This window comes from Hylemonella sp. GW821-FHT12C09 (genome assembly GCF_058807395.1).
This window is the reverse complement of the sequence record NZ_JBXAQQ010000014.1, coordinates 34,087-57,228: the sequence shown is the minus strand read 5'-3', so window position 1 is coordinate 57,228 and position 23,142 is coordinate 34,087. Positions and strand designations below refer to the sequence as shown.

24 protein-coding genes are annotated in these 23,142 nt (G+C 66.0%); 13 read left to right on the top strand and 11 right to left on the bottom strand.

The window, feature by feature from the left end; all coding sequences use genetic code 11:
• Positions 1-44: 44 nt before the first annotated feature.
• Positions 45-998: a thioredoxin-disulfide reductase gene (gene trxB, locus AC1RRP_RS18775; protein WP_493038896.1), complete on the bottom strand. Its 954-nt coding sequence runs from the start codon at positions 996-998 to the stop codon at positions 45-47.
• Between the two features lie 149 nt (positions 999-1,147).
• Between trxB and AC1RRP_RS18770 the strand changes: the two genes are divergently transcribed.
• Genes AC1RRP_RS18770 through lolA form a run of 3 tightly spaced genes read left to right on the top strand, consistent with a single transcriptional unit; the run spans position 1,148 to position 4,880 of the window.
• On the top strand, positions 1,148-1,825 hold the full coding sequence (locus AC1RRP_RS18770) for a Crp/Fnr family transcriptional regulator (RefSeq protein ID WP_493038895.1): 678 nt from the start codon (positions 1,148-1,150) through the stop codon (positions 1,823-1,825).
• Positions 1,826-1,869: 44 nt separating this feature from the next.
• On the top strand, positions 1,870-4,218 hold the full coding sequence (locus tag AC1RRP_RS18765) for a DNA translocase FtsK (RefSeq protein WP_493038894.1): 2,349 nt from the start codon (positions 1,870-1,872) through the stop codon (positions 4,216-4,218).
• Positions 4,219-4,223: 5 nt separating this feature from the next.
• Complete coding sequence (gene lolA, locus AC1RRP_RS18760) at positions 4,224-4,880, top strand: outer membrane lipoprotein periplasmic chaperone LolA (RefSeq protein WP_493038893.1); 657 nt, start codon at positions 4,224-4,226, stop codon at positions 4,878-4,880.
• Positions 4,881-4,898: 18 nt separating this feature from the next.
• Here the strand turns inward: lolA and AC1RRP_RS18755 are convergent, their stop codons facing one another.
• From AC1RRP_RS18755 to AC1RRP_RS18745, 3 genes are read right to left on the bottom strand one after another with little or no spacing between them, the layout of a single operon-like run.
• Positions 4,899-5,648 (bottom strand): TerC family protein, encoded by a 750-nt coding sequence (locus tag AC1RRP_RS18755; RefSeq protein WP_493038892.1) that lies wholly within the window; start codon positions 5,646-5,648, stop codon positions 4,899-4,901.
• A 27-nt stretch (positions 5,649-5,675) separates the two neighbouring features.
• Positions 5,676-6,422: a LytR/AlgR family response regulator transcription factor gene (locus AC1RRP_RS18750; protein ID WP_493038891.1), complete on the bottom strand. Its 747-nt coding sequence runs from the start codon at positions 6,420-6,422 to the stop codon at positions 5,676-5,678.
• Positions 6,419-7,456 (bottom strand): sensor histidine kinase, encoded by a 1,038-nt coding sequence (locus AC1RRP_RS18745; RefSeq protein ID WP_493038890.1) that lies wholly within the window; start codon positions 7,454-7,456, stop codon positions 6,419-6,421. Before AC1RRP_RS18745 ends, AC1RRP_RS18750 begins: the two co-directional genes overlap by 4 nt.
• Positions 7,457-7,567: 111 nt before the next feature.
• On the opposite strand from AC1RRP_RS18745, the gene argH reads away from it, so the two are divergent.
• From argH to AC1RRP_RS18725, 4 genes are all read left to right on the top strand, one after another.
• Positions 7,568-9,001 (top strand): argininosuccinate lyase, encoded by a 1,434-nt coding sequence (gene argH / locus AC1RRP_RS18740; RefSeq protein ID WP_493038889.1) that lies wholly within the window; start codon positions 7,568-7,570, stop codon positions 8,999-9,001.
• 17 nt (positions 9,002-9,018) lie between these two features.
• Positions 9,019-9,507, top strand: coding sequence for a hemerythrin domain-containing protein (locus AC1RRP_RS18735; protein ID WP_493038888.1), 489 nt, complete (start codon positions 9,019-9,021; stop codon positions 9,505-9,507).
• Between the two features lie 13 nt (positions 9,508-9,520).
• The gene (locus AC1RRP_RS18730; RefSeq protein ID WP_493038887.1) at positions 9,521-10,630 is read left to right on the top strand and encodes a 6-phosphofructokinase; all 1,110 of its coding nucleotides are present in this window, start codon (positions 9,521-9,523) and stop codon (positions 10,628-10,630) included.
• A 61-nt stretch (positions 10,631-10,691) separates the two neighbouring features.
• On the top strand, positions 10,692-11,849 hold the full coding sequence (locus AC1RRP_RS18725) for an alpha-hydroxy acid oxidase (RefSeq protein WP_493038886.1): 1,158 nt from the start codon (positions 10,692-10,694) through the stop codon (positions 11,847-11,849).
• Here AC1RRP_RS18725 and AC1RRP_RS18720 read toward each other — a convergent pair.
• Positions 11,834-12,430 carry a putative pterin-binding protein gene (locus AC1RRP_RS18720; RefSeq protein ID WP_493038885.1) on the bottom strand — a complete coding sequence of 199 codons (597 nt, stop codon included), beginning with the start codon at positions 12,428-12,430 and terminating at the stop codon, positions 11,834-11,836. The genes AC1RRP_RS18725 and AC1RRP_RS18720 overlap by 16 nt on opposite strands.
• Positions 12,431-12,560: 130 nt before the next feature.
• On the opposite strand from AC1RRP_RS18720, the gene dinB reads away from it, so the two are divergent.
• The 4 genes from dinB to AC1RRP_RS18700 all read left to right on the top strand — a co-directional run bounded on the left by dinB (position 12,561) and on the right by AC1RRP_RS18700 (position 15,326).
• Positions 12,561-13,763 carry a DNA polymerase IV gene (gene dinB, locus AC1RRP_RS18715; protein ID WP_493038884.1) on the top strand — a complete coding sequence of 401 codons (1,203 nt, stop codon included), beginning with the start codon at positions 12,561-12,563 and terminating at the stop codon, positions 13,761-13,763.
• Between the two features lie 77 nt (positions 13,764-13,840).
• Positions 13,841-14,119 carry a hypothetical protein gene (locus AC1RRP_RS18710; protein ID WP_493038883.1) on the top strand — a complete coding sequence of 93 codons (279 nt, stop codon included), beginning with the start codon at positions 13,841-13,843 and terminating at the stop codon, positions 14,117-14,119.
• Between the two features lie 24 nt (positions 14,120-14,143).
• Positions 14,144-14,989, top strand: coding sequence for an enoyl-CoA hydratase-related protein (locus AC1RRP_RS18705; protein WP_493038882.1), 846 nt, complete (start codon positions 14,144-14,146; stop codon positions 14,987-14,989).
• On the top strand, positions 14,976-15,326 hold the full coding sequence (locus AC1RRP_RS18700) for a hypothetical protein (protein WP_493038881.1): 351 nt from the start codon (positions 14,976-14,978) through the stop codon (positions 15,324-15,326). The genes AC1RRP_RS18705 and AC1RRP_RS18700 overlap by 14 nt, the downstream gene beginning before the upstream one ends.
• 21 nt (positions 15,327-15,347) lie before the next feature.
• On the opposite strand, the gene queF is transcribed toward AC1RRP_RS18700, so the two are convergent.
• The gene (gene queF, locus AC1RRP_RS18695; protein WP_493038880.1) at positions 15,348-16,193 is read right to left on the bottom strand and encodes an NADPH-dependent 7-cyano-7-deazaguanine reductase QueF; all 846 of its coding nucleotides are present in this window, start codon (positions 16,191-16,193) and stop codon (positions 15,348-15,350) included.
• Position 16,194: 1 nt separating this feature from the next.
• Complete coding sequence (yaaA, locus tag AC1RRP_RS18690; protein WP_493038879.1) at positions 16,195-16,971, bottom strand: peroxide stress protein YaaA; 777 nt, start codon at positions 16,969-16,971, stop codon at positions 16,195-16,197.
• On the opposite strand from yaaA, the gene AC1RRP_RS18685 reads away from it, so the two are divergent.
• Together AC1RRP_RS18685 and AC1RRP_RS18680 are read left to right on the top strand one after the other, a co-directional pair.
• Positions 16,970-17,701 carry a pseudouridine synthase gene (locus tag AC1RRP_RS18685; RefSeq protein WP_493038878.1) on the top strand — a complete coding sequence of 244 codons (732 nt, stop codon included), beginning with the start codon at positions 16,970-16,972 and terminating at the stop codon, positions 17,699-17,701. The genes yaaA and AC1RRP_RS18685 overlap by 2 nt on opposite strands.
• Before the next feature lie 49 nt (positions 17,702-17,750).
• Positions 17,751-18,461 (top strand): hypothetical protein, encoded by a 711-nt coding sequence (locus AC1RRP_RS18680; protein ID WP_493038877.1) that lies wholly within the window; start codon positions 17,751-17,753, stop codon positions 18,459-18,461.
• 30 nt (positions 18,462-18,491) lie between these two features.
• On the opposite strand, the gene AC1RRP_RS18675 is transcribed toward AC1RRP_RS18680, so the two are convergent.
• The 4 genes from AC1RRP_RS18675 to AC1RRP_RS18660 form a co-directional block, all read right to left on the bottom strand.
• The gene (locus AC1RRP_RS18675; protein WP_493038876.1) at positions 18,492-20,159 is read right to left on the bottom strand and encodes a SulP family inorganic anion transporter; all 1,668 of its coding nucleotides are present in this window, start codon (positions 20,157-20,159) and stop codon (positions 18,492-18,494) included.
• A 110-nt stretch (positions 20,160-20,269) separates the two neighbouring features.
• A complete protein-coding gene (locus AC1RRP_RS18670; protein WP_493038875.1) occupies positions 20,270-20,860 on the bottom strand; it encodes a DUF3501 family protein in 591 nt (196 codons plus the stop codon).
• Between the two features lie 153 nt (positions 20,861-21,013).
• Positions 21,014-22,363 carry a (Fe-S)-binding protein gene (locus AC1RRP_RS18665; protein WP_493038874.1) on the bottom strand — a complete coding sequence of 450 codons (1,350 nt, stop codon included), beginning with the start codon at positions 22,361-22,363 and terminating at the stop codon, positions 21,014-21,016.
• A gap of 107 nt (positions 22,364-22,470) precedes the next feature.
• A complete protein-coding gene (locus AC1RRP_RS18660; RefSeq protein ID WP_057676928.1) occupies positions 22,471-22,893 on the bottom strand; it encodes a rubrerythrin family protein in 423 nt (140 codons plus the stop codon).
• Positions 22,894-23,142: the final 249 nt, after the last annotated feature.

Below are 23,142 nucleotides of genomic sequence, written 5' to 3'. Positions count from 1 at the left end.
GCAAAGCCTGCGATTATAGCCGGATTGCGTAAGCCCCGGCCGGCTTATTCCTGCTGTTCCAGGAAACGCTGGGCGTCCAGGGCGGCCATGCAGCCGGTGCCGGCGCTGGTGATGGCCTGGCGGTAGACGTGGTCCTGCACGTCACCGGCGGCGAAGACGCCCGGCACCGAGGTCTGGGTGGCAAAACCCTTGAGCCCGCCCTGGGTGACGATGTAGCCGTTTTCCATGGCCAGCTGGCCCTGGAAGATCTCGGTGTTGGGCGCGTGGCCGATGGCGATGAAGGCGCCCTTGAGCGCCAGCTCCTCGGTGCTGCCGTCGATCGTGCTCTTGAGGCGGATGCCGGTGACGCCGCTGGCGTCGCCCAGGACTTCGTCCAGGGTCTTGAAGGTCTTGAGCACGATCTTGCCGGCCTTGACCTTGTCCATGACCTTGTCGATCAGGATGGGCTCGGCCTTGAACTTGTCGCGGCGGTGCACCAGGTAGACCTTGGAGGCGATGTTCGACAGGTACAGGGCCTCTTCCACGGCCGTGTTGCCGCCGCCGACCACGCAGCAGACCTGGTCGCGGTAGAAGAAACCATCGCAGGTGGCGCAGCCCGATACACCGCGACCCATGAAGGCTGTCTCGGAAGGCAGGCCCAGGTATTTGGCCGAGGCGCCGGTGGCGATGATCAGCGAATCGCAGGTGTAGGTGCCGCTGTCGCCCGTCAGGGTGTAGGGGCGCTTGCTGAAATCGACCTTGTTGATGTGGTCGTAGACGATCTCGGTCTTGAAGCGCTCGGCGTGCGCCAGAAAGCGCTGCATCAGCTCCGGGCCCTGCACGCCGTCCACGTCGGCCGGCCAGTTGTCGACCTCGGTGGTGGTCATGAGCTGGCCGCCCTGGGCCATGCCGGTGACCAGCACGGGGTTGAGGTTGGCGCGCGCAGCATAAACGGCGGCGGTGTAGCCGGCCGGGCCGGAGCCCAGGATGAGGACCTTGGCGTGTTTGTTCTGCGACATTGTTTAAGCCTTCGTTTTTTGTGGTCTTTTGATCAATAATCGGTTGCGCCGTGTACCGTGCTGCGGTGCATGGCGAGGGAGGGGGCCGGAAAACCGGCCCGACTCGCCATTGTAAGAACTCAACAACGCACGCGCAGAATGACCGAACTATGTCAATGCTGACCAACCAGGATTTGTTGCGCCGGGTTCCGCTGTTTTCCATGCTGTCGGACGACCAGCTCCACGCGCTCGCCGCTGCGGTGGTCAAGCGCCGCGTCAAGCGTGGCGAACGCATCGTCCAGCAGGGAGAGAAATCGGATGCCCTGTCCATCATCCTTTCCGGACGAGCGCGCGTGCTCATGACCGACACCGGCAACGGGCGCGAGGTCATCCTGGCCACCTTGCAGTCGGGCGACTATTTCGGCGAGATGAGCCTGATCGACAACGATGTCCACTCGGCCTCGGTCGAGGCCGAGACCCAGACCGATGTGCTGGAACTGGGGCGCGCCGAGTTCCTGCGCAGCCTGGCCGACAGCGCCCCCATGGCCTACGGCATCATGCGTGGCCTGGTGCAGCGCCTGCGCCACGCTGATCGCAAGATCGGCTCGCTGGCCTTGATGAGCGTCTACGGCCGGGTGGCCAATGTGCTGCTCGATGCGGCCAAGGCTGCCCCGGCGGGCGACATGATCATCCGCGACAAGCTGTCGCGTCAGGACATCGCCAAGATGGTCGGTGCCTCGCGCGAGATGGTCAGCCGTGTCATGAAGGATTTCGAGGAGCAGGGTTTCGTGACCCCGCTCGAAGGCGGCGCCATGCACGTCAAGGAACGACGCTCCAAGCCGCGCTGAATGCGGCGCGTCACCCCGCGTGAAGGCGCCCTTTCCCTGTCTACATGACCTACCGACTCCACACGCTCCATTCCGAAGACCCCGGCGCCGCGGCGCCCACCCGCAGCGGGCGGGGCCGTTTTGCCGGCGAAGTGCTGCTTTTCGTCAGTTTGGTGCTGCTGGCCTACTGGCTGCTGGCCCTGACCAGCCACAACCTGCTCGACGCCGCCGGGTCCACGTCCGGCGATGGCGGCCCGGTGCGCAACCGCGGCGGCCAGCTCGGGGCCTGGCTGGCCGATGCGAGTTATTACCTCTTCGGCTTCTCGGTCTGGTGGTGTTTTGCGGCCGCCGTGCGCGGCTGGCTCTCGGCGTTGGCGCGCTGGCTGCGTGCCCATGAACTGCCCGAGACGCAGGAGACTGCCCGCCCCGCGCTGTTGGCTCGTTTCGTGGCCAGCCGCTGGAGTTTCTGGATCGGCCTGGCCTTGCTTATGCTGGCCAGCACGGCGATCGAATGGGCGCGCTTCTACAGCCTGGAGCCGCGTCTGCCGGGGCATGCCGGTGGGGTGCTGGGTTATCTGGTGGGGCCGCTGGCCTTGCGCTGGCTGGGGGTGACCGGCTCGGCGCTGCTGGCGATCGGCCTGTGGGTGCTGGCCATGGGCCTGGTGTTCCGTTTTTCCTGGGGCCACGTGGCCGAGCGCATCGGCGGCTGGATCCACGATCGCATCGAATCGCGCCGCGCCCGCCGCGAGATGGCGCAGGACCTGGCCCTGGGCCAGCAGGCCGCGCGTGAACGCGAAGAGGGGGTGCTGGAGGAGCGCGAGGAGATCATCGAGCAGCATGCACCGCCGGTATTGATCGAACCGGTGCTGGTGGAGGTGCCGCAGAGCACGCGCGTGGCCAAGGAGCGCCAGAAGCCCCTGTTCAGCGACATGCCCGATTCCAAGCTGCCGCAGGTCGACCTGCTGGACGGTGCGCAGACGCGCCAGGAAACCGTCGCCCCAGAGACGCTGGAGATGACCAGCCGCATGATCGAGAAGCGGCTCAAGGACTTCGGCGTCGACGTGCGCGTGGTGCTGGCCCAGCCCGGCCCGGTGATCACACGCTACGAGATCGAACCGGCCACGGGGGTGAAAGGCTCGCAGATCGTGGGCCTGGCCAAGGACCTGGCGCGTTCGCTCAGCCTGGTCTCGATCCGCGTGGTCGAGACCATCCCCGGCAAGACCACCATGGCTCTCGAATTGCCCAATGCGAAGCGCCAGTCCATCAAGCTCTCCGAGATCCTGGGCTCGCAGGTCTACAACGAGGCCAAGTCCATGCTGACCATGGGCCTGGGCAAGGACATCGTGGGCAACCCCGTGGTGGCCGACCTGGCCAAGATGCCGCACGTGCTGGTGGCGGGTACCACGGGTTCTGGCAAGTCGGTCGGGATCAACGCCATGATCCTGAGCCTGCTCTACAAGGCCGAGGCGCGCGACGTGCGCCTGCTCATGATCGACCCCAAGATGCTGGAGATGTCGGTCTACGAGGGCATCCCGCACCTGCTGGCGCCCGTGGTCACCGACATGAAACAGGCCGCACATGGCCTGACCTGGTGTGTGGCCGAGATGGAGCGCCGTTACAAGATCATGAGCAAGCTAGGGGTGCGCAACCTGGCCGGTTACAACCACAAGATCGACGAGGCCAAGGCCAGGGGCGAGTTTGTCTACAACCCCTTCAGCCTGACCCCCGAATCGCCCGAGCCGCTGGACCGGCTGCCCCACATCGTCGTCGTGATTGACGAGCTGGCCGACCTCATGATGGTGGTGGGCAAGAAGATCGAGGAGCTGATCGCGCGCCTGGCGCAGAAGGCCCGCGCCGCCGGCATCCACCTGATCCTGGCCACCCAGCGCCCCAGCGTGGACGTGATCACCGGCCTGATCAAGGCCAACATCCCCACGCGTATCGCCTTCCAGGTCAGCAGCAAGATTGACAGCCGCACCATCCTCGACCAGATGGGCGCCGAAGCCCTGCTGGGCATGGGCGACATGCTCTACATGGCCAGCGGTACCGGCCTGCCCATCCGCGTGCACGGTGCCTTTGTGAGCGACGAGGAGGTGCACCGGGTGGTCAAGTACCTCAAGAGCCAGGGGGAACCCGACTACATCGAGGGCGTGCTCGAGGGCGGCACGGTCGATGGCGAAGACGGCCCCTTGGGCGAGGGCGGCCCCAGTGGCGAGAAGGACCCCATGTACGACCAGGCGGTGGAAATCGTCCTGAAGAACCGCAAGGCCAGCATCTCGCTGGTGCAGCGTCATTTGAAGATCGGCTACAACCGCGCGGCGCGCCTGGTGGAAGACATGGAGAAGGCCGGCCTGGTCAGCGCCATGAGCACCAACGGCCAGCGCGACATCCTGGTGCCGGCGCGCGCGGAGTGAATTCCATGAAAAAATTGATTGCTATTATTTCGATAGCGTCTTGTGCCATGGCGGCTAGAGCCGATGGCCTGGGTGCGCTCGAACTCTTCCTCAAGACCGCGACCAGCGGCCGCGCCGATTTCATCCAGGTGGTGACGGCGCCGCCGCGCGAGGGGCAGCTGGCGCGCACGCGCACCTCCAGCGGCAGCTTCGAGTTCCAGCGCCCGGGGCGCTTCCGTTTCGTCTATGGCAAGCCCCTGGCCCAGACCATCGTGGCCGATGGCCAGACCCTGTGGCTGCACGACGTCGACCTGAACCAGGTCACGGCGCGCGCCCAGGCCAGCGCCCTGGGCAGCACGCCCGCGGCGCTGATTGCCGCGGCGCCCGATATGCGTGCCCTGCAGGCCGATTACCAGCTGGCCAACGGGCCCGAGCGCGAGGGCCTGCAGTGGGTGGTGGCGACGCCGCGCGCGCGCGACGGCCAGGTGCAGACCGTGCGCGTGGGCTTGCGCGAAGTCGAGTTGGGTGGCAAGAAGACGGCCGAGCTGGCGGCGCTGGAGATCGTCGACAACTTCGGCCAGCGCTCGGTGCTGACCTTCACCCGCGTGCAGCTCAATGTGGGCCTGCCGCCCGAGACCTTCCGCTTCAAGGCGCCGGCCGGCGCCGACGTGATCCGCCAGTAAGCGGACTCGCGCGGCGGCTCAGCGCTCGCGCGTGTACTCGTTGTGCAGGTGCACCGGCTTGGCGGAGCGCTTGCGCATGCGGATGTTGAGCATCTCCACCCCCACCGAGAAGGCCATGGCAAAGTAGACGTAGCCCTTGGGCACGTGGTGGTCGAAACCTTCGGCCAACAGCACCACGCCGACCACGACCAGGAAGGACAGGGCCAGCATCTTGATGCTGGGGTGGTCCGACACGAAACGGCCGATGGCCCCGGCAAACACCATCATCAGCGCCACCGAGGCAATCACCGCAGCGATCATGACGGCGATTTCGTCCACCATGCCCACGGCGGTGATGATCGAGTCCAGCGAGAACACCAGGTCGATGACCATGATCTGCAGGATCACGGCGGTGAAGGTGGCTTTCACGGCGCCGGAGGAATGGCCTTCTTCGCCTTCGAGCGACTGGTGGATCTCGCCGGTGCTCTTCCAGATCAGGAACAGGCCGCCGGCGATCAGGATCAGGTCACGCCCCGAAATCTCCTGGTTGAACACCGTGAACAGGGGGGCCACCAGGCCGATGATCCAGGACAGGACCAGCAGCAGGCCGATGCGCATGAACATGGCCATGAACAGGCCCAGCCGGCGTGCCAGTACACGTTTTTCGGGGGGGAGCTTGTCGACCAGGATGGAGATGAAGATGATGTTGTCGATCCCCAGCACCAGCTCCAGCATGGTCAGGGTGGCAAAGGCGATCCACGCCTGGGGGTCCGTCAGCAGTTCCATCATCACGTTCTCCTGTTGTTGTTCAGCGGTTCAATTCGAGGCGATGGCCTCGCGCACGGCGGCCAGCTGCCGGCGTGACACCGAAAGCAGCTCGTCCGAGCCACTCAGGCGTACGGCCCAGCCCTCGCCCTCTTCGGGATCGTAGTGCTTCTCCAATGCCCGCACGGCACGGCGGGCCACCAGGGCATTGCGATGGACACGCATGAACCGGGCGGCATATTTCTCTTCGAGTTCGCTCAGGGCACCGTCCAGGATGTAGGTCTTGGCCGGCGTGCGCACCGTGATGTACTTGAGCTCGGCCTTGAAGTAGAGCACTTCGGCCAGCGGCACGCGTTCGGTACGGCCGCGTTCCTGGATCAGCAGCACCTCTTCGGGCGCTGCCGTGGCGGCATCCGGGCGGTTGCGCAGCAGGCGCTCCACCTTCTGCAGGGCCTGTTGCAGGCGTTCCAGGCGCACCGGCTTGGTCAGGTAGTCCGCCGCCTCCAGCTCGAAGGCCCGCACGGCGTGTTCGGCGTGCGCGGTCACGAAGACCACCGCCGGAGGGCGAGGCAGGGTGTGCAGGGTCTGCGCCAGCGTCAAACCGTCGGCGCCGGGCATGTGGATGTCCAGCAAGGCCAGGTCGTAGGGCTGGCGGCGCAGCAGCTCGATGGCCTGGGTGGCGTTGGCGGCTTCGCCTTCCACGCTGGCCGCGGGTGCCTTGCAGTCGCCCAGCAGGGTGCGCAGGCGACTGCGCGCCAGGGCCTCGTCGTCGACGATCAGGACCCGCAGCGTCGTCATGCCGGCACCTCCATGCGCACCTGGTAGATGCCGTCCTTGTGCACCGTCTGGAAGCTGCACTGCACGTCGTGCAGCAGGCGCAGGCGGTCACGCACATTGTCCAGCGCCACGCCATGGCCGTGCGGGCCGGGGCCCGACGGCACGGTGTTGGTCACCTTGATCACTACGGTGGAGCCGCGGCGCTGGGTGGAGATGCGGATCTGCGCCCCGGTTGGGCTGGGCTCCACGCCGTGGCGCACGGCGTTTTCCAGCAGGGGTTGCAGCAGCAGCGGCGGCAGGCGGGCGCCGTCGGCCAGCGGGTCGAGCGCCCATTGGAGCTGCAGGCGTTCGCCGAAGCGCACCTGTTCGATGTCCAGGTAACGCCGGGCCAGCGCGATCTCGTCGCCCAGTGTGACCGACTCGCCCTGGTCCACCAGGGCGTGGCGGAACAGGTCGCTCAGGTCTTCCAGCAGGGCTTCGGCCTTGGCCGGTTCGGCACGCACCAGGGCGATGGCGCTGTTGAGGGTGTTGAAGAGGAAGTGAGGCCGGATGCGCGACTGCAGCTCGGACAGGCGGGCTGCAGTGTCGGCCGGCATGCGTCCGCGCGCTCGCAGGGCCAGCACGGCCACCAGCACGCCGGCCAGCAGGGCGCCGCTGGCGGCACTGGCCAGCCAGGGGGCGGGGCTGAGCAGGCCGGCCAGCAAAAGCATGCTGCAGCCGTAGAGGCCGGCCAGGGCGCCCAGCAGCACGCCGGCGCCGTACTGGGCCTGGCGCGGCAGGCGCCCCAGCGGGCGCTTGAAGAGGCAGGCCACGACCAGCCAGAACACCGTGGCCGGCAGGGCGCTGCCGGTCAGCAGGGCCAGGCGCACGATCCAGTCCAGCGCGGTGTTGGTGCCGTACATGGCGCCCACAGCCACCACGGCCTCCACGAAAAGCACGGCACGCAGGGCTACCCCGACCTGGCAGGCGTCGTACAGCAGCACGGCGGGCGCAGCGCTGGCCGGGCGCTCCGGGGCCAGTTCCTGGAAGGCCGATAAAATCTGGGTGTCTCTCATAGATGCTGGGGATCGGCCTTGGGGCCGACCCCATTATTGGTGAATTGGCTGTGGTCGCACAATGGCTATCACGCCGGTCCCTCGCTCCCTTCTCTTTTACGCCCGCCCGCCATGTCCCAAAACCAACTCGACAAGAAATCCCAAGCCTGGTCGGCGCTGTTCTCCGAACCCATGAGCGATCTGGTCAAGCGCTACACGGCCAGCGTCTTTTTCGACAAGCGCCTGTGGCATGCCGACATCACCGGCAGCCTGGCGCACGCCGAGATGCTGGCCGCGCAGGGCATCATCGGCGCCGCCGACCTCGCCGCCATCCGCGACGGCATGGCCCAGATCATCGCCGAGATCGAGACCGGCCAGTTTGAGTGGAAGCTCGACCTGGAGGACGTGCACCTCAACATCGAGGCTCGCCTGACCCATCTGGTGGGTGACGCCGGCAAGCGCCTGCACACGGGCCGCAGCCGCAACGACCAGGTGGCCACCGATGTGCGCCTGTGGCTGCGCACCGAGATCGACCTCATCGGCAACCTGCTGGTGGACCTGCAAAAGGCCCTGGTGACGGTGGCCGAGCAGAACGTGGAGGTGATCCTGCCGGGCTTCACCCACCTGCAGGTGGCCCAGCCCGTGAGCTTTGGCCACCACATGCTGGCCTATGTGGAGATGTTTGCGCGCGACGCCGAGCGCATGGCCGACGTGCGCAAGCGCGTGAACCGCCTGCCGCTGGGCAGCGCGGCCCTGGCGGGAACGAGCTACCCGCTGGACCGCGAGCGCGTGGCCAAGACCCTGGGCATGGACGGCGTCTGCCAGAACAGCCTGGACGCCGTGAGCGACCGCGACTTTGCCATCGAGTTCACCGCTGCCGCCTCCCTGGTCATGGTGCATGTCAGCCGCCTGAGCGAGGAGCTGATCCTGTGGATGAGCCAGAACTTCGGTTTCATCAAGATTGCGGACCGCTTCACCACCGGCTCGTCCATCATGCCGCAGAAGAAGAACCCGGACGTGCCCGAGCTCGCGCGCGGCAAGACCGGTCGTGTGGTGGGCCACCTCATGGGCCTGATCACCCTGATGAAAGGCCAGCCCCTGGCCTACAACAAGGACAACCAGGAAGACAAGGAACCGCTGTTCGACACGGTGGACACCTTGAAGGACACGCTGCGCATCTTCACCGAGATGGTGGGCGGTCAACGCAATCCCGCCACCGGCACGCTCGAAGGCGGCATCACGGTGAACGCGCAGGCCATGGAGCAGGCCGCCCTCAAGGGCTATGCCACCGCCACCGACCTGGCCGACTACCTGGTCAAGAAGGGCCTGCCTTTCCGCGACGCGCACGAGACCGTGGCGCACGCGGTCAAGGCGGCCATCACGCATGCCTGCGACCTGTCCGAGCTGCCGCTGACCGTGCTGCAGCAGTTCAACAAGAGCATCGAGAAGGACGTCTATGACGTGCTCTCGCTGCGGGGCTCGCTCAATGCGCGCCACACGCTGGGCGGGACGGCGCCGGTCCAGGTGCGGGCGCAGATCGAACGCCATCGCGCCCGCCTCAACTGACACCCGAAAGACAAGCGATGTCCTCTACCCACACCCTGAGCTGGACCGACGAACTGCTGCTCGGCGACCCGCGCACCGACCACACCCACCAGGAGTTCATCGACCTGGTCAACGCCACCACGGCGGCAGCGGCCGATCAGAAGCTGGGCGTCTACCGTCAACTGGTCCAGCACACCATCGAGCACTTCGCCCAGGAAGAGCGCTGGATGCTCGCCTGCGGCATCCAGCCCGACTTCTGCCATTTCGGCCAGCATGCCAGCGTGCTGCAGGTGATGCAGGAAGTCGAGCGCCGCGCGCTCAATGGCGAGATGGAATACATCGGCAGCATGATCGAGGCCCTGGTCGAGTGGTTCCCCTCGCACGCCAGCGGCATGGACGCCGGCCTGGTGAGCTATCTGCAGGAAAAGGGTTACGACACCGCGACCGAGACTTTCAAGGAAGGCGCCGCGGCCGACTCGGCAGCGCTGCCCTCCTGCGGTCATGCGCCGGATCAGCCCTGCGCCTGATCATCAAACGCGCATGACGCAGCCCATCCGACGCATCGCCATCAGCACCGGGGGTGGTGACGCCCCAGGCCTGAACGCCGTCATCAGTTCGGTGGTCTGGGCTGCGGCCAATCGCGGCTGGGAATGCGTGGGCATTCGCGACGGCTTCAACGGCATCCTGTCGCCGCAGCACTACGCCCAGGGCGGCGTGGAGCTGCTCACCCGCGACCGCGTGCGCGGCATCGCCCACCTGGGCGGAACCATCCTGGGCACCACCAACAAGGGCGATCCTTTTCACTACCCCGTACGCCAGACCGACGGCCGCGTGGTCGAGCAGGACCGCTCCGGCGAGATCCTGGACTACTTCCGGCGCGAGGGCATCGATGCGCTGGTCATCGCGGGGGGCGACGGCACCTTGACCATAGGCAACGAGCTGCACCGCCGGGGCCTGCGTGTGGTGGGCGTGCCCAAGACCATCGACAACGACCTGGACAAGACCCACACCACCTTTGGCTTCGACACCGCCGTCGCCTTCGCCACCGAATGCCTGGACCGCCTGCACAGCACGGCCGAGAGTCACCAGCGTGTGATGGTGGTGGAGGTGATGGGGCGCTACGCCGGCTGGATCGCCCTGCACGCGGGCATCTCGGGTGGCGCGCACGCCATCCTGATGCCCGAGCTGCCCTATGACATCGAGAAAGTGGCGGCCGCCATCCGCGAGCGAGACGCCCATGGCCGCCTGTACTCGCTGGTGGTGGTGGCTGAAGGTGCGCAGCCTCGCCAGGGCCAGCGTGCCCTGCTGGCGGCGGCCGAGGCTGGCCATGCCGAGCGCCTGGGCGGTATCGGCGAGCAGGTGGCCAGGGAGCTGGCCGGGCTGACCGGCAAGGATGCGCGGGTGGTGGTGCTGGGGCACCTGCTGCGCGGCGGCAGCCCCACCACCTTTGACCGCCTGGCGGCCAAGCGTTTCGGCACGGCCGCCGTGCGCGCGCTGGACGACGGGCACTCGGGCGTGATGGTGGCCCTGTCGCACCCGAATGTCATCTACGTCCCGCTGGAGGACGTGGCCGGCCGCATGAAGGCGGTGCCGCCCGACAGCGACACCCTGCAGACCGGGCGCGACCTCGGCATCTGCTTTGGAGATTGAGGGGCACGGCCAGGCCGGGCCCCGAGCATTTAACATTGAGAGACATACAGGAGACAAAACGATGCCCGTCATCACCAACATCGAAGACCTGCGCGTGCTGGCCCAGAAGCGCGTGCCGCGCATGTTCTACGACTACGCCGACAGCGGTTCCTGGACCGAAAGCACCTACCGCGCCAACGAAAGCGACTTCCAGAAGATCAAGCTGCGCCAGCGTGTGGCCGTCAACATGGAGGGCCGCACCACGCGCAGCACCATGATCGGCCAGGAGGTGGCCATGCCGGTGGCCATCGCCCCGGTGGGCCTGACGGGCATGCAGCACGCCAACGGCGAGATCCTGGCGGCGCGTGCGGCCAAGGCCTTCGGCATTCCGTTCACGCTCTCGACCATGAGCATCTGCTCGATCGAGGACGTGGCCGAGGGCACGGGCGGGCACCCCTTCTGGTTTCAGCTTTACGTCATGAAGGACCGCGACTTCATCGAGCGCCTGATCGACCGCGCCAAGGCGGCCAACTGTTCGGCCCTGGTGATCACGCTGGACCTGCAGATCATCGGCCAGCGCCACAAGGACCTGAAGAACGGCCTGTCGGCGCCGCCCAAGCTCACCCTGCCCAACATCATCAACATCGCCAGCAAGCCGCGCTGGGCCCTGGGCATGCTGGGGGCCAAGCGCCGCGAGTTCGGCAACATCGTGGGCCACGTGCACGGGGTGGAGAACATGAGCTCGCTGTCGGCCTGGACCAACCAGCAGTTCGACCCGCGCCTGAACTGGGGCGACGTGGAATGGATCAAGAAGCGCTGGGGCGGCAAGATCATCCTCAAGGGCATCCAGGACGTGGAGGACGCGAAACTCGCCGTCAACTCCGGTGCCGATGCCCTGATCGTTTCCAATCACGGCGGTCGCCAGCTCGACGGCGCCGACTCCAGCATCAACTCCCTGCCGGCCATCGTGCAGGCCGTGGGCCAGCAGATCGAGGTGCACATGGACGGCGGCATCCGCTCCGGGCAGGACGTGCTCAAGGCGCGGGCGCTGGGCGCGCGCGGTGTCTACATCGGCCGCTCCATGGTCTACGGCCTGGGTGCCATGGGCGAGGCCGGCGTGACCAAGGCGCTGCAGATCATCCGCAACGAGCTCGACATCACCATGGCCTTCTGCGGCCATACCGACATCAACACGGTGGACCGCAACATCCTGCTGCCCGGGACTTACCCGACGGCCTGAGTCGCCTGCACTTCCAGGTGGTACAGGCCCCAGGGGCATTGCGCATAACGCTCGACCAGCGGCCGGGCCATCACATCCGCGTGCCGGTCGGCGTCGAACACCGCCCATAGCGGGCCCAGGCCGCCCAGTGGCATGGGCTGGCCGTCCAGGTGGGTGGCGATGATGAAGCGGTAACGACGCGCCTGCGCCAACGTCAAGGTGACGTTGTAGCCGTCGATGGCGCGCAGCACCAGCTTGAGGGTGTTGTCCATGCGGGCACCCGTGGCCTCGATGACCTGCCCCAGCAGCGGACCCCGCAGGGTGTGGACCTTGGCGTCGTATTCCAGCGTCGGCTTGATGGTGATGCTGGGCAGCGCGCGCAGGGCCTCGAAATCAAAGACGTGGGCCTTGTCGAAAGCCAGTTGCTGCTTGACCATCATCTGGTCCAGCGCCTTGTCCAGCGGGCCGCGGTTGCCGTGGCCGATGGCGCCGGTCACGGTCAGCAGGGTGGGGCCGGTCCGCTGCGGGCGGTCCTGCGCGGCCGGTGCGGCGTTCGCCAGGGTGGTGGCGCCGAGGGCGGCCAGAAAGTGACGTTTTTGCATGGTGTCTCCCGAATGGCAGGGGGTTCCAGCACCTATTCTGCCTGCGCCGGCGCGCTATGCTAGCCGGGTGATTTCCCTGCCCTCCGCCAGCACTGGCTCACCCGCCTTGCGTCGCATCGCGCATCTGGACATGGATGCGTTCTACGCCTCGGTCGAGTTGCTGCGCTACCCGCAACTCCAGAGCCTGCCGGTGGTCATCGGGGGGCGCCGGCGGCGCGACGACGACGCGCTGCTGCAAGACCATGCGGGCCTGCCGCTGGCCGAGATTCCGGTGGTCGACTTTCCCCTGCTCAAGGACTATACCGGCCGCGGTGTCATCACCACCGCCACCTATGCGGCACGCCAGTTCGGCGTGGGCTCGGCCATGGGCTTGATGAAGGCCGCGAAGTTGTGTCCGCAGGCCATCCTGTTGCCGGTGGACTTCGACGAATACCGCAAGTATTCGCGCCGCTTCAAGGAGGTCATCACCGAGATTGCGCCGGTGATGGAGGACCGCGGCGTGGATGAGGTCTACATCGACTTTACCGACGTTCCGGGCGGCCAGCGCGATGGCGGACGCAGCCTGGCGCGTCTGATCCAGAAAAGTATTTTCGACGCCACCGGCCTGACCTGCTCCATCGGCGTGGCGCCCAACAAGCTCATTGCCAAGATGGCCAGCGAATTCAACAAGCCCAGAGGCATTTCCGTCGTTTTGCCCGATGACCTGCAGGCGCTGATCTGGCCCTTGCCCTGCCGCAAGATCAACGGCGTGGGCCCCAAGACCGACGAGAAACTCAAGGCGCACGGCATCCAGACGATAGGCGAGCTGGCGGCGCGCGAGCCCGGTTGGCTGATCGAGCACTTTGGCAAAAGCTACGGCGCCTGGCTGTTTGATGCGGCTTGGGGGCGTGACGAACGCCCCGTGGTGACCGAAAGCGAACCCGTTTCGCTGAGCCGCGAAACCACCTTCGAGCGTGACCTGCACGCCGTGCGCGACAAGGCCGAGCTTGGGGCCATCTTCACGAGCCTGTGCGAGCGCGTGGCGGCCGACCTGCAGCGCAAGGGTTATGAAGGCCGCACCATAGGCATCAAGCTGCGCTACGACGATTTCAAAAGCGTCACCCGCGATCTGACCCTGGAGCACTACACCGCAGACGCCAAAATCCTGCGCCAGGCCGCGGGCCTGTGCCTCAAGCGCGTGGACTTGAGCCGCCGCCTGCGCCTGCTGGGGGTGCGCGTCGGCTCGCTGCGTCGCCTGGGCACCGACGATGTTGCGTCGCAGCAGAAAAATGCGCATGCCAGTGCTTCATTGAGTGCTATTGATTCAGGAGCAGATACGCTGCCTCTGTTCTGATCCGCCGGCCAGCTTGGCCGGCATTGACAAGGGCTGACGTCAAACTTACAGTGGAGCCGTCCCCAGCGGAGGCCGTCATGCACCATCCCCTGACCCTGGCAGAAATCAAGCGTATCCGGCTCTGGCATGTCGCGCACAGGGAGGACCATCCGCTGGAATACCAGCTCTGGGATGGCGTGCTGTGCTGCTGGCTCATGGGCTGGGTCGGCTGGATGCCGGTGCTGATGTTCGACCTGCTCTGGATCGGGCCCCTGTGCCTGCTGGGCAGCGCCGCTCCCAGGCTTTACGTGGCCTGGCGTGCCCACGCGCACCGCGCGCAACGCCTGCGTTGCGACTGGTTGTCCGGCCGGGCCTGAGCACAAGCTGGGTAAAGTAGGGGCATGAACACCCTGCACTGCTTTACCCTTTCCATCACCGACCACGTCGCCCACCTCGTGCTGAATCGCCCCGAGGCGATGAACACCATGCACCCGCAGTTCTGGCGCGAACTGGACCAGGTGCTCACGCAGCTGCATGCCGGCACCGAGGCGCGTGTGCTGGTGATCAGCAGCACCGGCAAGCATTTCAGCGCCGGCATGGCGCTGGAGACCTTCAGTGGCGCGATCACGCTGGACGACAAGAGCGCGGAAGGCCGTGCCGCCATCTTCGACCTGTTGACCGACATGCAGGCCACCTTCACCAGGCTGGAGACGCTGCGCATCCCCGTCATCGCAGCCATCCAGGGCGGCTGCATCGGCGGCGCGGTGGACATGGTCAGCGCGTGCTGCCTGCGTTACGCCACGATGGATGCCTTCTTCTGCATCCAGGAGATCAATATCGGCATGGTCGCCGATGTGGGCACCCTGCAGCGCCTGCCCAAACTCATGCCGCTGGGTGTCGTCAAGGAACTGGCCTACACGGGCCGGCGCATGCCGGCGGCACAGGCCCAGGGCTACGGCCTGGTCAACCAGGTGTTCGACACGCCGCAAGCCTTGCTGGCCGGCGTCTTGCAGACGGCCAGGGAGATCGCATCCAAGCCGCCGGTGGCCATCTGGGGCAGCAAGCAGGCCCTGCACTACGCGCGCGACCACGGCGTGGACGACGCGCTCAAGCAGATGGGCTGGCTGCAAGGCGCGATCTGGAGCAACAGGCACGTGATGGAAGCCGTCACGGCCCTGAAGGAAAAGCGGGCAGGCCAGTTCCCGGAACTGGCGCCGCTACGGTCGTTCCGCGATGCGGGCCAGTAAGGCCGGTCGGGGCCTGCTCCTCGTCCTGGCTTGTGGCCTGACGCAGGCGGCCGAGAAGGACGACGCGCTGTACGCCAGCTACGCCTGCCAGCAATACGCCCTGGCGGCGCTCAAGACCCTGGGCAAACCCAGGATGGACACGACACGGGCAGCCACACCAGCGAACGACAAGCGCTGGGCGGGGATGGCCGACGTCTGGCTGGCCTCAGGCGCACTCCATGCACAGGCCAGTTTTGGTGCGGCCATGGTCCGTTCCGAGTACCAGTGCGCCGTGCAGAAGACGGCAGGAACCGGCTGGAAATTGCTCGATCTGCAATGGCCGCAGGGGCGCCCTTGATCCCGCGCCCTCAGGGCGCGCTCACTGCCGTGCCGTGCGGACGTTGGCCGGCAGGGCCTGCGGGTGGCTGGTGCGCCAGGGGTTGATGTCCAGGCCGCCGCGGCGTGTGTAGCGTGCATAGACCGTCAGCTTGGTCGGCTTGCAGCGCGTCCAGAGGTCCATGTAGATGCGCTCCACGCACTGCTCATGGAATTCGTTGTGGTTGCGAAAGCTCACCAGGTATTGCAGCAGGCCGGCCTGCTCGATCTGCGGCCCGCTGTAGCTGATCTGGACGCTGGCCCAGTCGGGCTGGCCGGTCACCAGGCAGTTGCTCTTGAGCAGGGAACTGGTCAGCACCTCGCTCACGGGCTGTTCGTCAAAGGCGGCTGTCAGCAGTTCGGGCGTCGGCGTGTAGTGTGTGCATTCGATGTCCAGCCGGTCCAGGCTCAGGCCGTCGAGTTCATGAATGGGCTGCTGGTCGAACAGTTCGGGCGCGATGATTTTCACGCCCACGGTGCCGCTCTTGTCGGAATCACGCCAGACCGCTGTGCTGATGTCGGCGCGGATACGCGCCTGCACCTCGGCCGCGTCGGCGAATTTCGTGTTGTTGTAGCTGTTGAGGTAGAGCTTGAAGGACTTGCTCTCGACGATATTGGGCGTCTCGCAGGGCACGGTGATCTGGGCGATGGCCACTTGTGGTTTGCCGCGTGCGTTGAGCCAGCTCAGCTCGTAGGCCGTCCACAGGTCCGCTCCCATGAAGGGCAGGGTGGCCGGCACGCCGATCTCCTGGCGCTTGGTCAGGCGTGGGATGGGAAAGAGCAGGCTGGCGTCGTACTGGTCGACATAGGGGGCCGCCTTGCCCAGCAGCGAGTCTTCGGGGTGGCTCATCTCAGTCCTGCACTTTCCGGCGGAAGACCAGGCGATCGGGTTGAGACGCCTGCGCCGCGTAAGCATAGCCCTCGAGGTTGAACTTCTCCAGCTGCTTCGGTGTGCTCAGGTGTTTGGTTGCCGCGTAGCGTGCCATCAGGCCGCGCGCGCGTTTGGCCAGGAAGCTGATGACCTTGTACTTGCCGCCTTTCCAGTCCTCGAACACGCACTCGATCACGCGGGCCTGGAGCGTCTTGCTGTCCACGGCCTTGAAGTACTCCTGCGAGGCCAGGTTCACCACCACGGGCGACTTGTCGGCTTGCAGGCGTTCGTTCAGGTACTCGGAGATTCTGCTGCCCCAGAATTTGTAGAGGTTCTTGCCCTGCGGGTTCTCCAGGGCGGTGCCCATCTCCAGGCGGTAGGGTTGCATCCAGTCCAGCGGGCGCAGCACGCCGTACAGGCCGCTGAGGATGCAGACATGCTCCTGCGCCCAGGCCAGGTCCTGGGCCTTGAGCGTCTTGGCGTCCAGCCCTTCGTAGACGTCGCCGTTGAAGGCCAGCACGGCCTGTTTGGCGTTTTTGGCGGTGAACTTCGGGCTCCAGGCCTGGTAGCGCGCCACGTTCAGTCCGGCGAGCGCATCGCTCAGGTCCATCAGTTCGGAAATCTGTTGCGGTGAGTAGCCGCGCAGGATCTGGATGAGCTCGCTCGATTGCTTGACGAACAAGGGTTGCGTGTGCGGCACGTCGCCGGCCGGGGTGTCGTAGTCCAGTGATTTCGCGGGCGATAATAAAAAAAGCATGTTCTTGCGTATCCTGTATCAGGACAATTATCTAGTAGCCGTGGACAAGCCGCCGGGGCTGCTGGTCCACCGCACGGGACTCGACGCCGGCGAGACCTTGTTTGCCCTGCAGTTGCTGCGCGATCAGCTCGGCCGCCCGGTCTGGCCCGCACACCGGCTGGACAAGGGCACCAGCGGGGTGCTGTTGTTTGCGCTGGATGCCGGCACGGCCCGCGTTCTGGGAACTGCCTTCGAGGCACCGGATCAGGTGCGCAAGAGCTACCAGGCGGTGGTGCGCGGCTGGCCGCCCGAATCGGGTTTGATCGATCACCCGCTCCAACGCATGGACGACGACGCCCGCGCTGGCCGTACGCCCGTGCAGGACGCCCGGACGCGCTATCGCACGCTGGCGCGGTACGAGCTGCCGCTGCCGCAGGGTGACTTTCCTACGACGCGTTGTGCGCTGGTGGAGCTGCAGCCCCTGAGCGGTCGGCGGCATCAGTTGCGTCGCCATCTCAAGCACATCGCCCACCCCATCATCGGCGACGCCACCCATGGCAAGGGGCCCCTGAATCGCGCGCTGGCGGCGCTGCTGGGGGCGCAGCGCCTCTGGCTGCATGCGCTGCGCCTGGAGCTGGTCCATCCGGTGCATGGCACGGCGCTGTCGCTGGAGGCCCCGCTCGGACCTGACTGGGCGCTGTGGCGCCGCAGCTTTGATGTGGGTCAAGATGGGCGTGCGGGCGCCGACTAGACTGGATTTCTTGCCGCTGTGTCGGCGCCGTTCCTGATCTGGAGATGCCATGAAGCTTCTTGTCAATTTCTTTGTGATGCTCGGCCTGCTGGCCTGCTTGGGGGCCCAGGCGGCCGATCCGGTGACGGAAGCCATCAACCAGGCTTACGCCCCCTACCGTGCGGCCTTGTTCCGCACCAACAGCAAGGCGCAGGCCGAGTCGGAGCAGGCCATGGTCCAGGCCCGGCAGGCCTGGCAGGCTATCCTCGACAGGTTCGCTGCCCAGCCTTCCATCCCCTACGACAGGGACCCTGAATTCCGTACCTCCCTGAATGCCGTGCTCAAGGTGTATGAGCAGGCTGCAGGCGAGGTTGGCCAGGGCAAGCTGGTGCAAGCGCATGAAACGCTGGAGCAGGCGCGCGACATCATGGCTGAATTGCGGCGGCGCAATGGCGTCGTCGTCTTCAGCGACCACATGAATGCCTACCACGCCGAGATGGAATATGTGCTGCAGCAAGGGCCTGCCATGACGAGCAATCCGCAAGCCATGCTGACGCTGGTGAAGCGGGTGGGCGTGCTGGAGTATCTGGCCCAGCGGCTGCGCAGCGAAGCCCCGAAGGCCCTGCAGAGTGACGCTGAATTTGGTGCCGCCCTGCAGGCGCTGGAGGCCTCTGTGGCTGCGCTGCAGCGGGCCGCCATGAACCTGGACGCGACCGCCGCGCGGGAGGCGCTGGGCCGGCTCAAGGGACCCTATAGTCGCATGTTCCTGAAATTCGGCTGACCCCCCCGGGGTGGGCGTCTGTCCGCGGGCTCAGGCCAGTTCGCGCAGCGCAGCGACCGTCTCCGCTTCCGTGCGGTAGAGACGATGGGCCGGGTCGGCGAGTTTCCAACCCGCCTGCAGCAGGGTGCGTTCCACCGGCAGCTTCATGCCGCTGATGTGCAGCAGCACACCTTGCTGGTGCAACTGCCCGCTGAGTTTGAGCAGGGCATCGACGCCCGTCGCATCGATGTGGTTGATGGGCTGGGCGAAGAGGCATACGTGGCGGGTGTCTGGTTGGGCCGCCAGGTACTCCACGACAGCGCGCTCGAACTCGGCCGCGGCGGCGAAGTCCAGCGCCGCATCCATGCGCAGGGCATAGGTGTTGGCGGCTAGCGGCGGCAGCTTCCAGAGGTGGCGATCACGCAGGCTGCCGTCCGGGTGCAGGCCCACTTCGATGATGCGCGGATGCAGGCGCTGGTAGAGGAAATAGCTCAGCGACATCAGCACGCCGGCAAGCACGCCCCAGTAGAGCTGGGGCGACACCAGCAGGGTGATGAGGAAGGTGGCGCCCGCGATCACCGCTTCGACCCGGGCGATGCGCCACAGGCGCAGGAACTCGCGCGGTTTGATCAGGCCCAGCACCGCGGCCACCACGATGGCCGCCAGCACGGCCTGCGGCACGTGGCGCAGCACCGGAATGAAGAGCCACAGCGCCAGCAGCACGACGCCTGCGGAGAACACCGTGGCCCAGCCGGTGCGCGCGCCGGCGTAGAGGTTGAGCGCCGAGCGCGAGAAGGAGGAACTGGTCGGGAAGGCGCCGCTGAGGCCGGCCGCCAGCTTGCCCAGGCCCTGGCCGATCAGGTCCTGGTCCTGGTCCCAGCGCGTGCCGCGGCGTTCGTTGTCGACCTTGGCGCTGGAGGCCGTCTCCAGGAAGCTCACGAGGGTGATGACCAGGGTGGGCAGCAGCAGCTGGCCCAGCACGGAGAACTCGGGCAGGGCCGGCAGGTTCAGCGCGGGCAGGCCCGCCGGCAGGGCCCCGACCACCTGGCCTCCTGCCGCCTCGAAGCCCAACCCGCGGGACAGTCCTGCCGCGGCCAGCACGATCAGCAGCACCGAGGGAAAGGCCGGGCGCCAGCGACGTGCTGCAAGCAGCAGCACCAGCGTGCCGATGCCGAAGGCCAGGGAGGGCAGGTGCCAGGGGGGCAGAACGCCGGATCGCAGGCTGTGCCAGCCCGGCAGGCCCATCAGGTCGGGCAGCTGCGAGGTGATGATGAGCACCGCCGCCGCCTGGGTGAAGGCCGTGAGCACCGGCGCATTGACCAGGTTGAGCAGCCAGCCGAAGCGCATGAAACCCAGCACCAGCTGCAGCAGGCCGGTGAGCAGGGCCAGCCAGATCGCCAGCTGGACCCATTCGGCCGAGCCGGGCGGGGCCAGTCCCGTGAGGCCGGCAGTCACCAGCAGGCAGGTCAGCGCCGTGGGGCCCACCGAGAGCCGGGTCGAGGCGCTGAACAGCACCGCCAGCAGGGCCGGCAGGATGGAGGCGTAGATGCCGGTGACGGGCGGCATGCCCGCCAGCACGGCGTAGGCCACGCCTTGGGGAATCACCATGAGGCCGACGGCCAGGCCGGCGAGGGCCTCGCTGCGCAGCAGTTCGGCCGTGGGACGTGGCCAGTTCAGGAAAGGCAGCAGTGCACGCAGACGGGCGGAGACAGGGGGCATGGCAGATAGTTTAGGGCCTGTTCAGGCGCATTTCTCAGGCGCGATCAGGCACGGGCTGCCCGCCCAGGCACAGGGCCCTGGCGCTGATGTGCGGGCCCTGTCGGCGAGGCCTACTTCAGGTCGCCAGCCAGGGAGGCCAGGGTCTCCGCGCTGACCGTGACGTGCGCCGGGTAGTTGGTGTGGTCGCAGCCCACCTTGACACTGGCGCCGGCCTTGACGGCGGCACACATGGCAGGCGTGAGCTCGAAGCGCACAAAGTGCACGGCCGAGGTCTTCTCCTCGTTCTCGCGGTCCAGGTCCTCGTCGGCAATGGCGTAGACGCGCGGGTAGCCTTCTACCTCGACGAACATGCGGTCTTCCACCCCGATCAGGCGGCCCAGCTCGCGCTTGCGTTCGTTGATGTCGGGGTATTCGATCAGCATCGTCGCCTTCCAGTTCGTGCCGTCGGGCACCAGTGGGGCATAGGCGTGGATCTCGTCCAGGACGCCTTCCTCTTCGAAGATCTTCTCGATGCGCAGCATCTCCTGGATCTGGTAGCGGATGGTCAGCTCGGACTCGAACTGCAGGTTGATGTGTTCGCCCAGTAGTACGCTGCGCAGCTTGCGGTGGGCGATGACCTCGCCCTTATGCGCCTTGCGCCACTTGCTGTAGGCCTCCAGCGACATGAGGTTGTCGGGGCTGATCTTGCCGGTGAGTTGCATAGTGTTTTCCGTTACCGTTTTAGTAACCAGCCCGCAACGCATGAAAGGGTCTAACCGCGGAACGCCGTGGAGCCGGCTTTGCCGGGCCACTGGCGTTGCCCCCTGCAAGGGGGGTGGCGGAGCGACACGCAGTGCGCGCAGCCTGGGGGTGTTTCATTTCAATCCGTACGCCATGCGCACCAGGCTCAGCGGGTGCTGCAGCTCGGGGGCGCCCAGGCCGTTGACTTCGAAGCCCTGTGCGATGTGGTGGCCGCCCAGCGGGCAGTCGGAGCTGATGTAATCGGGCTTGCTGCCGTCCTTCATGGTGGCCATGGCCTTGAACACGGGCTTGCCGATCTTCATGGCCTGCTGGTGGTAGGCCTTCTTCACGCCGAAGGTGCCGGCGTGGCCCGAGCAGCGCTCGATCGTGTTGATCGTGGTGTCGGGAATCATCTTGAGCATCTCTTCGGTCTTCTTGCCGATGTTCTGCACACGGCCATGGCAGGGGATCTGGTAGCTCACATTGCCCAGCTTCTGCGGGAAATCGGTCTTGAGCAGGCCGTCGCGCTTGCGCGCCATCAGATACTCAAAGGGGTCCCACATGGCCTCCTTCACCGCCTGCACGGCGGTGTCGTCCGGGTACATCAGCGGAATCTCCTGCTTGAACATCAGGGTGCAGCTGGGCACGGCCGACAGGATGGCGTAGCCTTCCTGTGCGTACTGGTGCAGCACGGGGATGTTGGCTTCCTTGCTGCTGTTGACGGAGTCCAGGTCACCGAGCTCCAGCTTGGGCATGCCGCAGCACTTCTCCTTGCTGACCAGTACGTAGGGGATCTCGTTGTGGTCGAGGATCTTGAGCAGATCGTGGCCGATGCCGGGTTCGTTGTAGTTGACGTAGCAGGTGGAGTAGATCGCAACCTTGCCCGGTGTCTTGTCCCCGTTCTTCACCGTGTAAGGCTGGCTGTCGGCGGCGCCGGCGCGGAACTTCTGCGTCGCCAGCGAGGGCAGCCAGGCGTCCTTGTCGACGCCGGCCACGCTTTCCATCACGCTGCGCGCGGCCTTGGTATGGGTCACGGCGTTGGCGATCTGCACGACGATGGGGATGCCGGCAAAGGAGCCGTGCAGATCGGTGGAGGCCAGCAGCTTCTCGCTGGTCTTGACCTCGCCCTTCTTGAACTTGATGGCCTTGGCGCGCAGCATGGTGTGCGGGAAGTCCAGATTCCATTCGTGCGGCGGCGTGTACGGACACTTGGTCATGTAGCACAGGTCGCACATGTAGCACTGGTCGACCACCTTCCAGTAGTCGGGCTTGGCGACGCCGTCGACTTCGCCGGTCGCACTCTCGTCGACCAGGTCGAACAAGGTGGGGAAGGAGCCGCACAGGCTGACACAGCGGCGGCAGCCGTGGCAGATGTCGAAGATGCGTTCCAGTTCCTTGAAGGTGGAGGCCTCGTTGTAGAAGTCGGGGTTCTTCCAGTCCAGCGGGTGTCGGGTCGGGGCTTCCAGGTTGCCTTCGCGCGCCATGGTGTGTCCTCTTTGTTGTGTCGGTTGGAAAAAGAACTCTTGAAGTCTTGAAGAAGAGTTCTTTCAGCAACCGCTACGCCTCGCGGCGTAGCGGAAGAAAGGCGCAATCAATCCACCAGTTCGTTCAGGGCTTTCTGATAACGGTTGGCGTGCGAGCGCTCGGCCTTGGCCAGGGTCTCGAACCAGTCGGCGACTTCGTCAAAGCCTTCCGAGCGGGCGGTCTTGGCCATGCCCGGGTACATGTCGGTGTACTCGTGGGTTTCGCCGGCGACAGCGGACTTCAGGTTGTCGCGGGTGGAGCCGATGGGCATGCCGGTGGCGGGGTCGCCGGATTGCTCCAGGAACTCCAGGTGGCCGTGGGCGTGACCGGTTTCGCCTTCAGCGGTGGAGCGGAACAGCGCTGCCACGTCGTTCTGGCCTTCCACGTCGGCCTTGTTTGCGAAGTACAGGTAACGGCGGTTGGCCTGCGATTCGCCGGCGAAGGCGTCCTTCAGGCACTGTTCCGTTTTGGAACCTTTCAGTGCGGGCATGGCTATCTCCTTGTTGGGTTGAAAAACACGGGAACGCTTTGAACAGGTCAAAGACGAAACCTAGGGTAGTCCTGCGGCTTGCCTGCGTCTAATTGGCAGTTTCAATATGACGAATTACCCCTGCCTATTGAATATCGCTATTGATATTCATTCGCAATAACTATCGGGGGCTCGGGCGCCACGACGGTCGGCAGAGGTGGGGAGTTACGTTAAAGTGAATGGATTACGTATAAGTGAATTGTCTGCCCG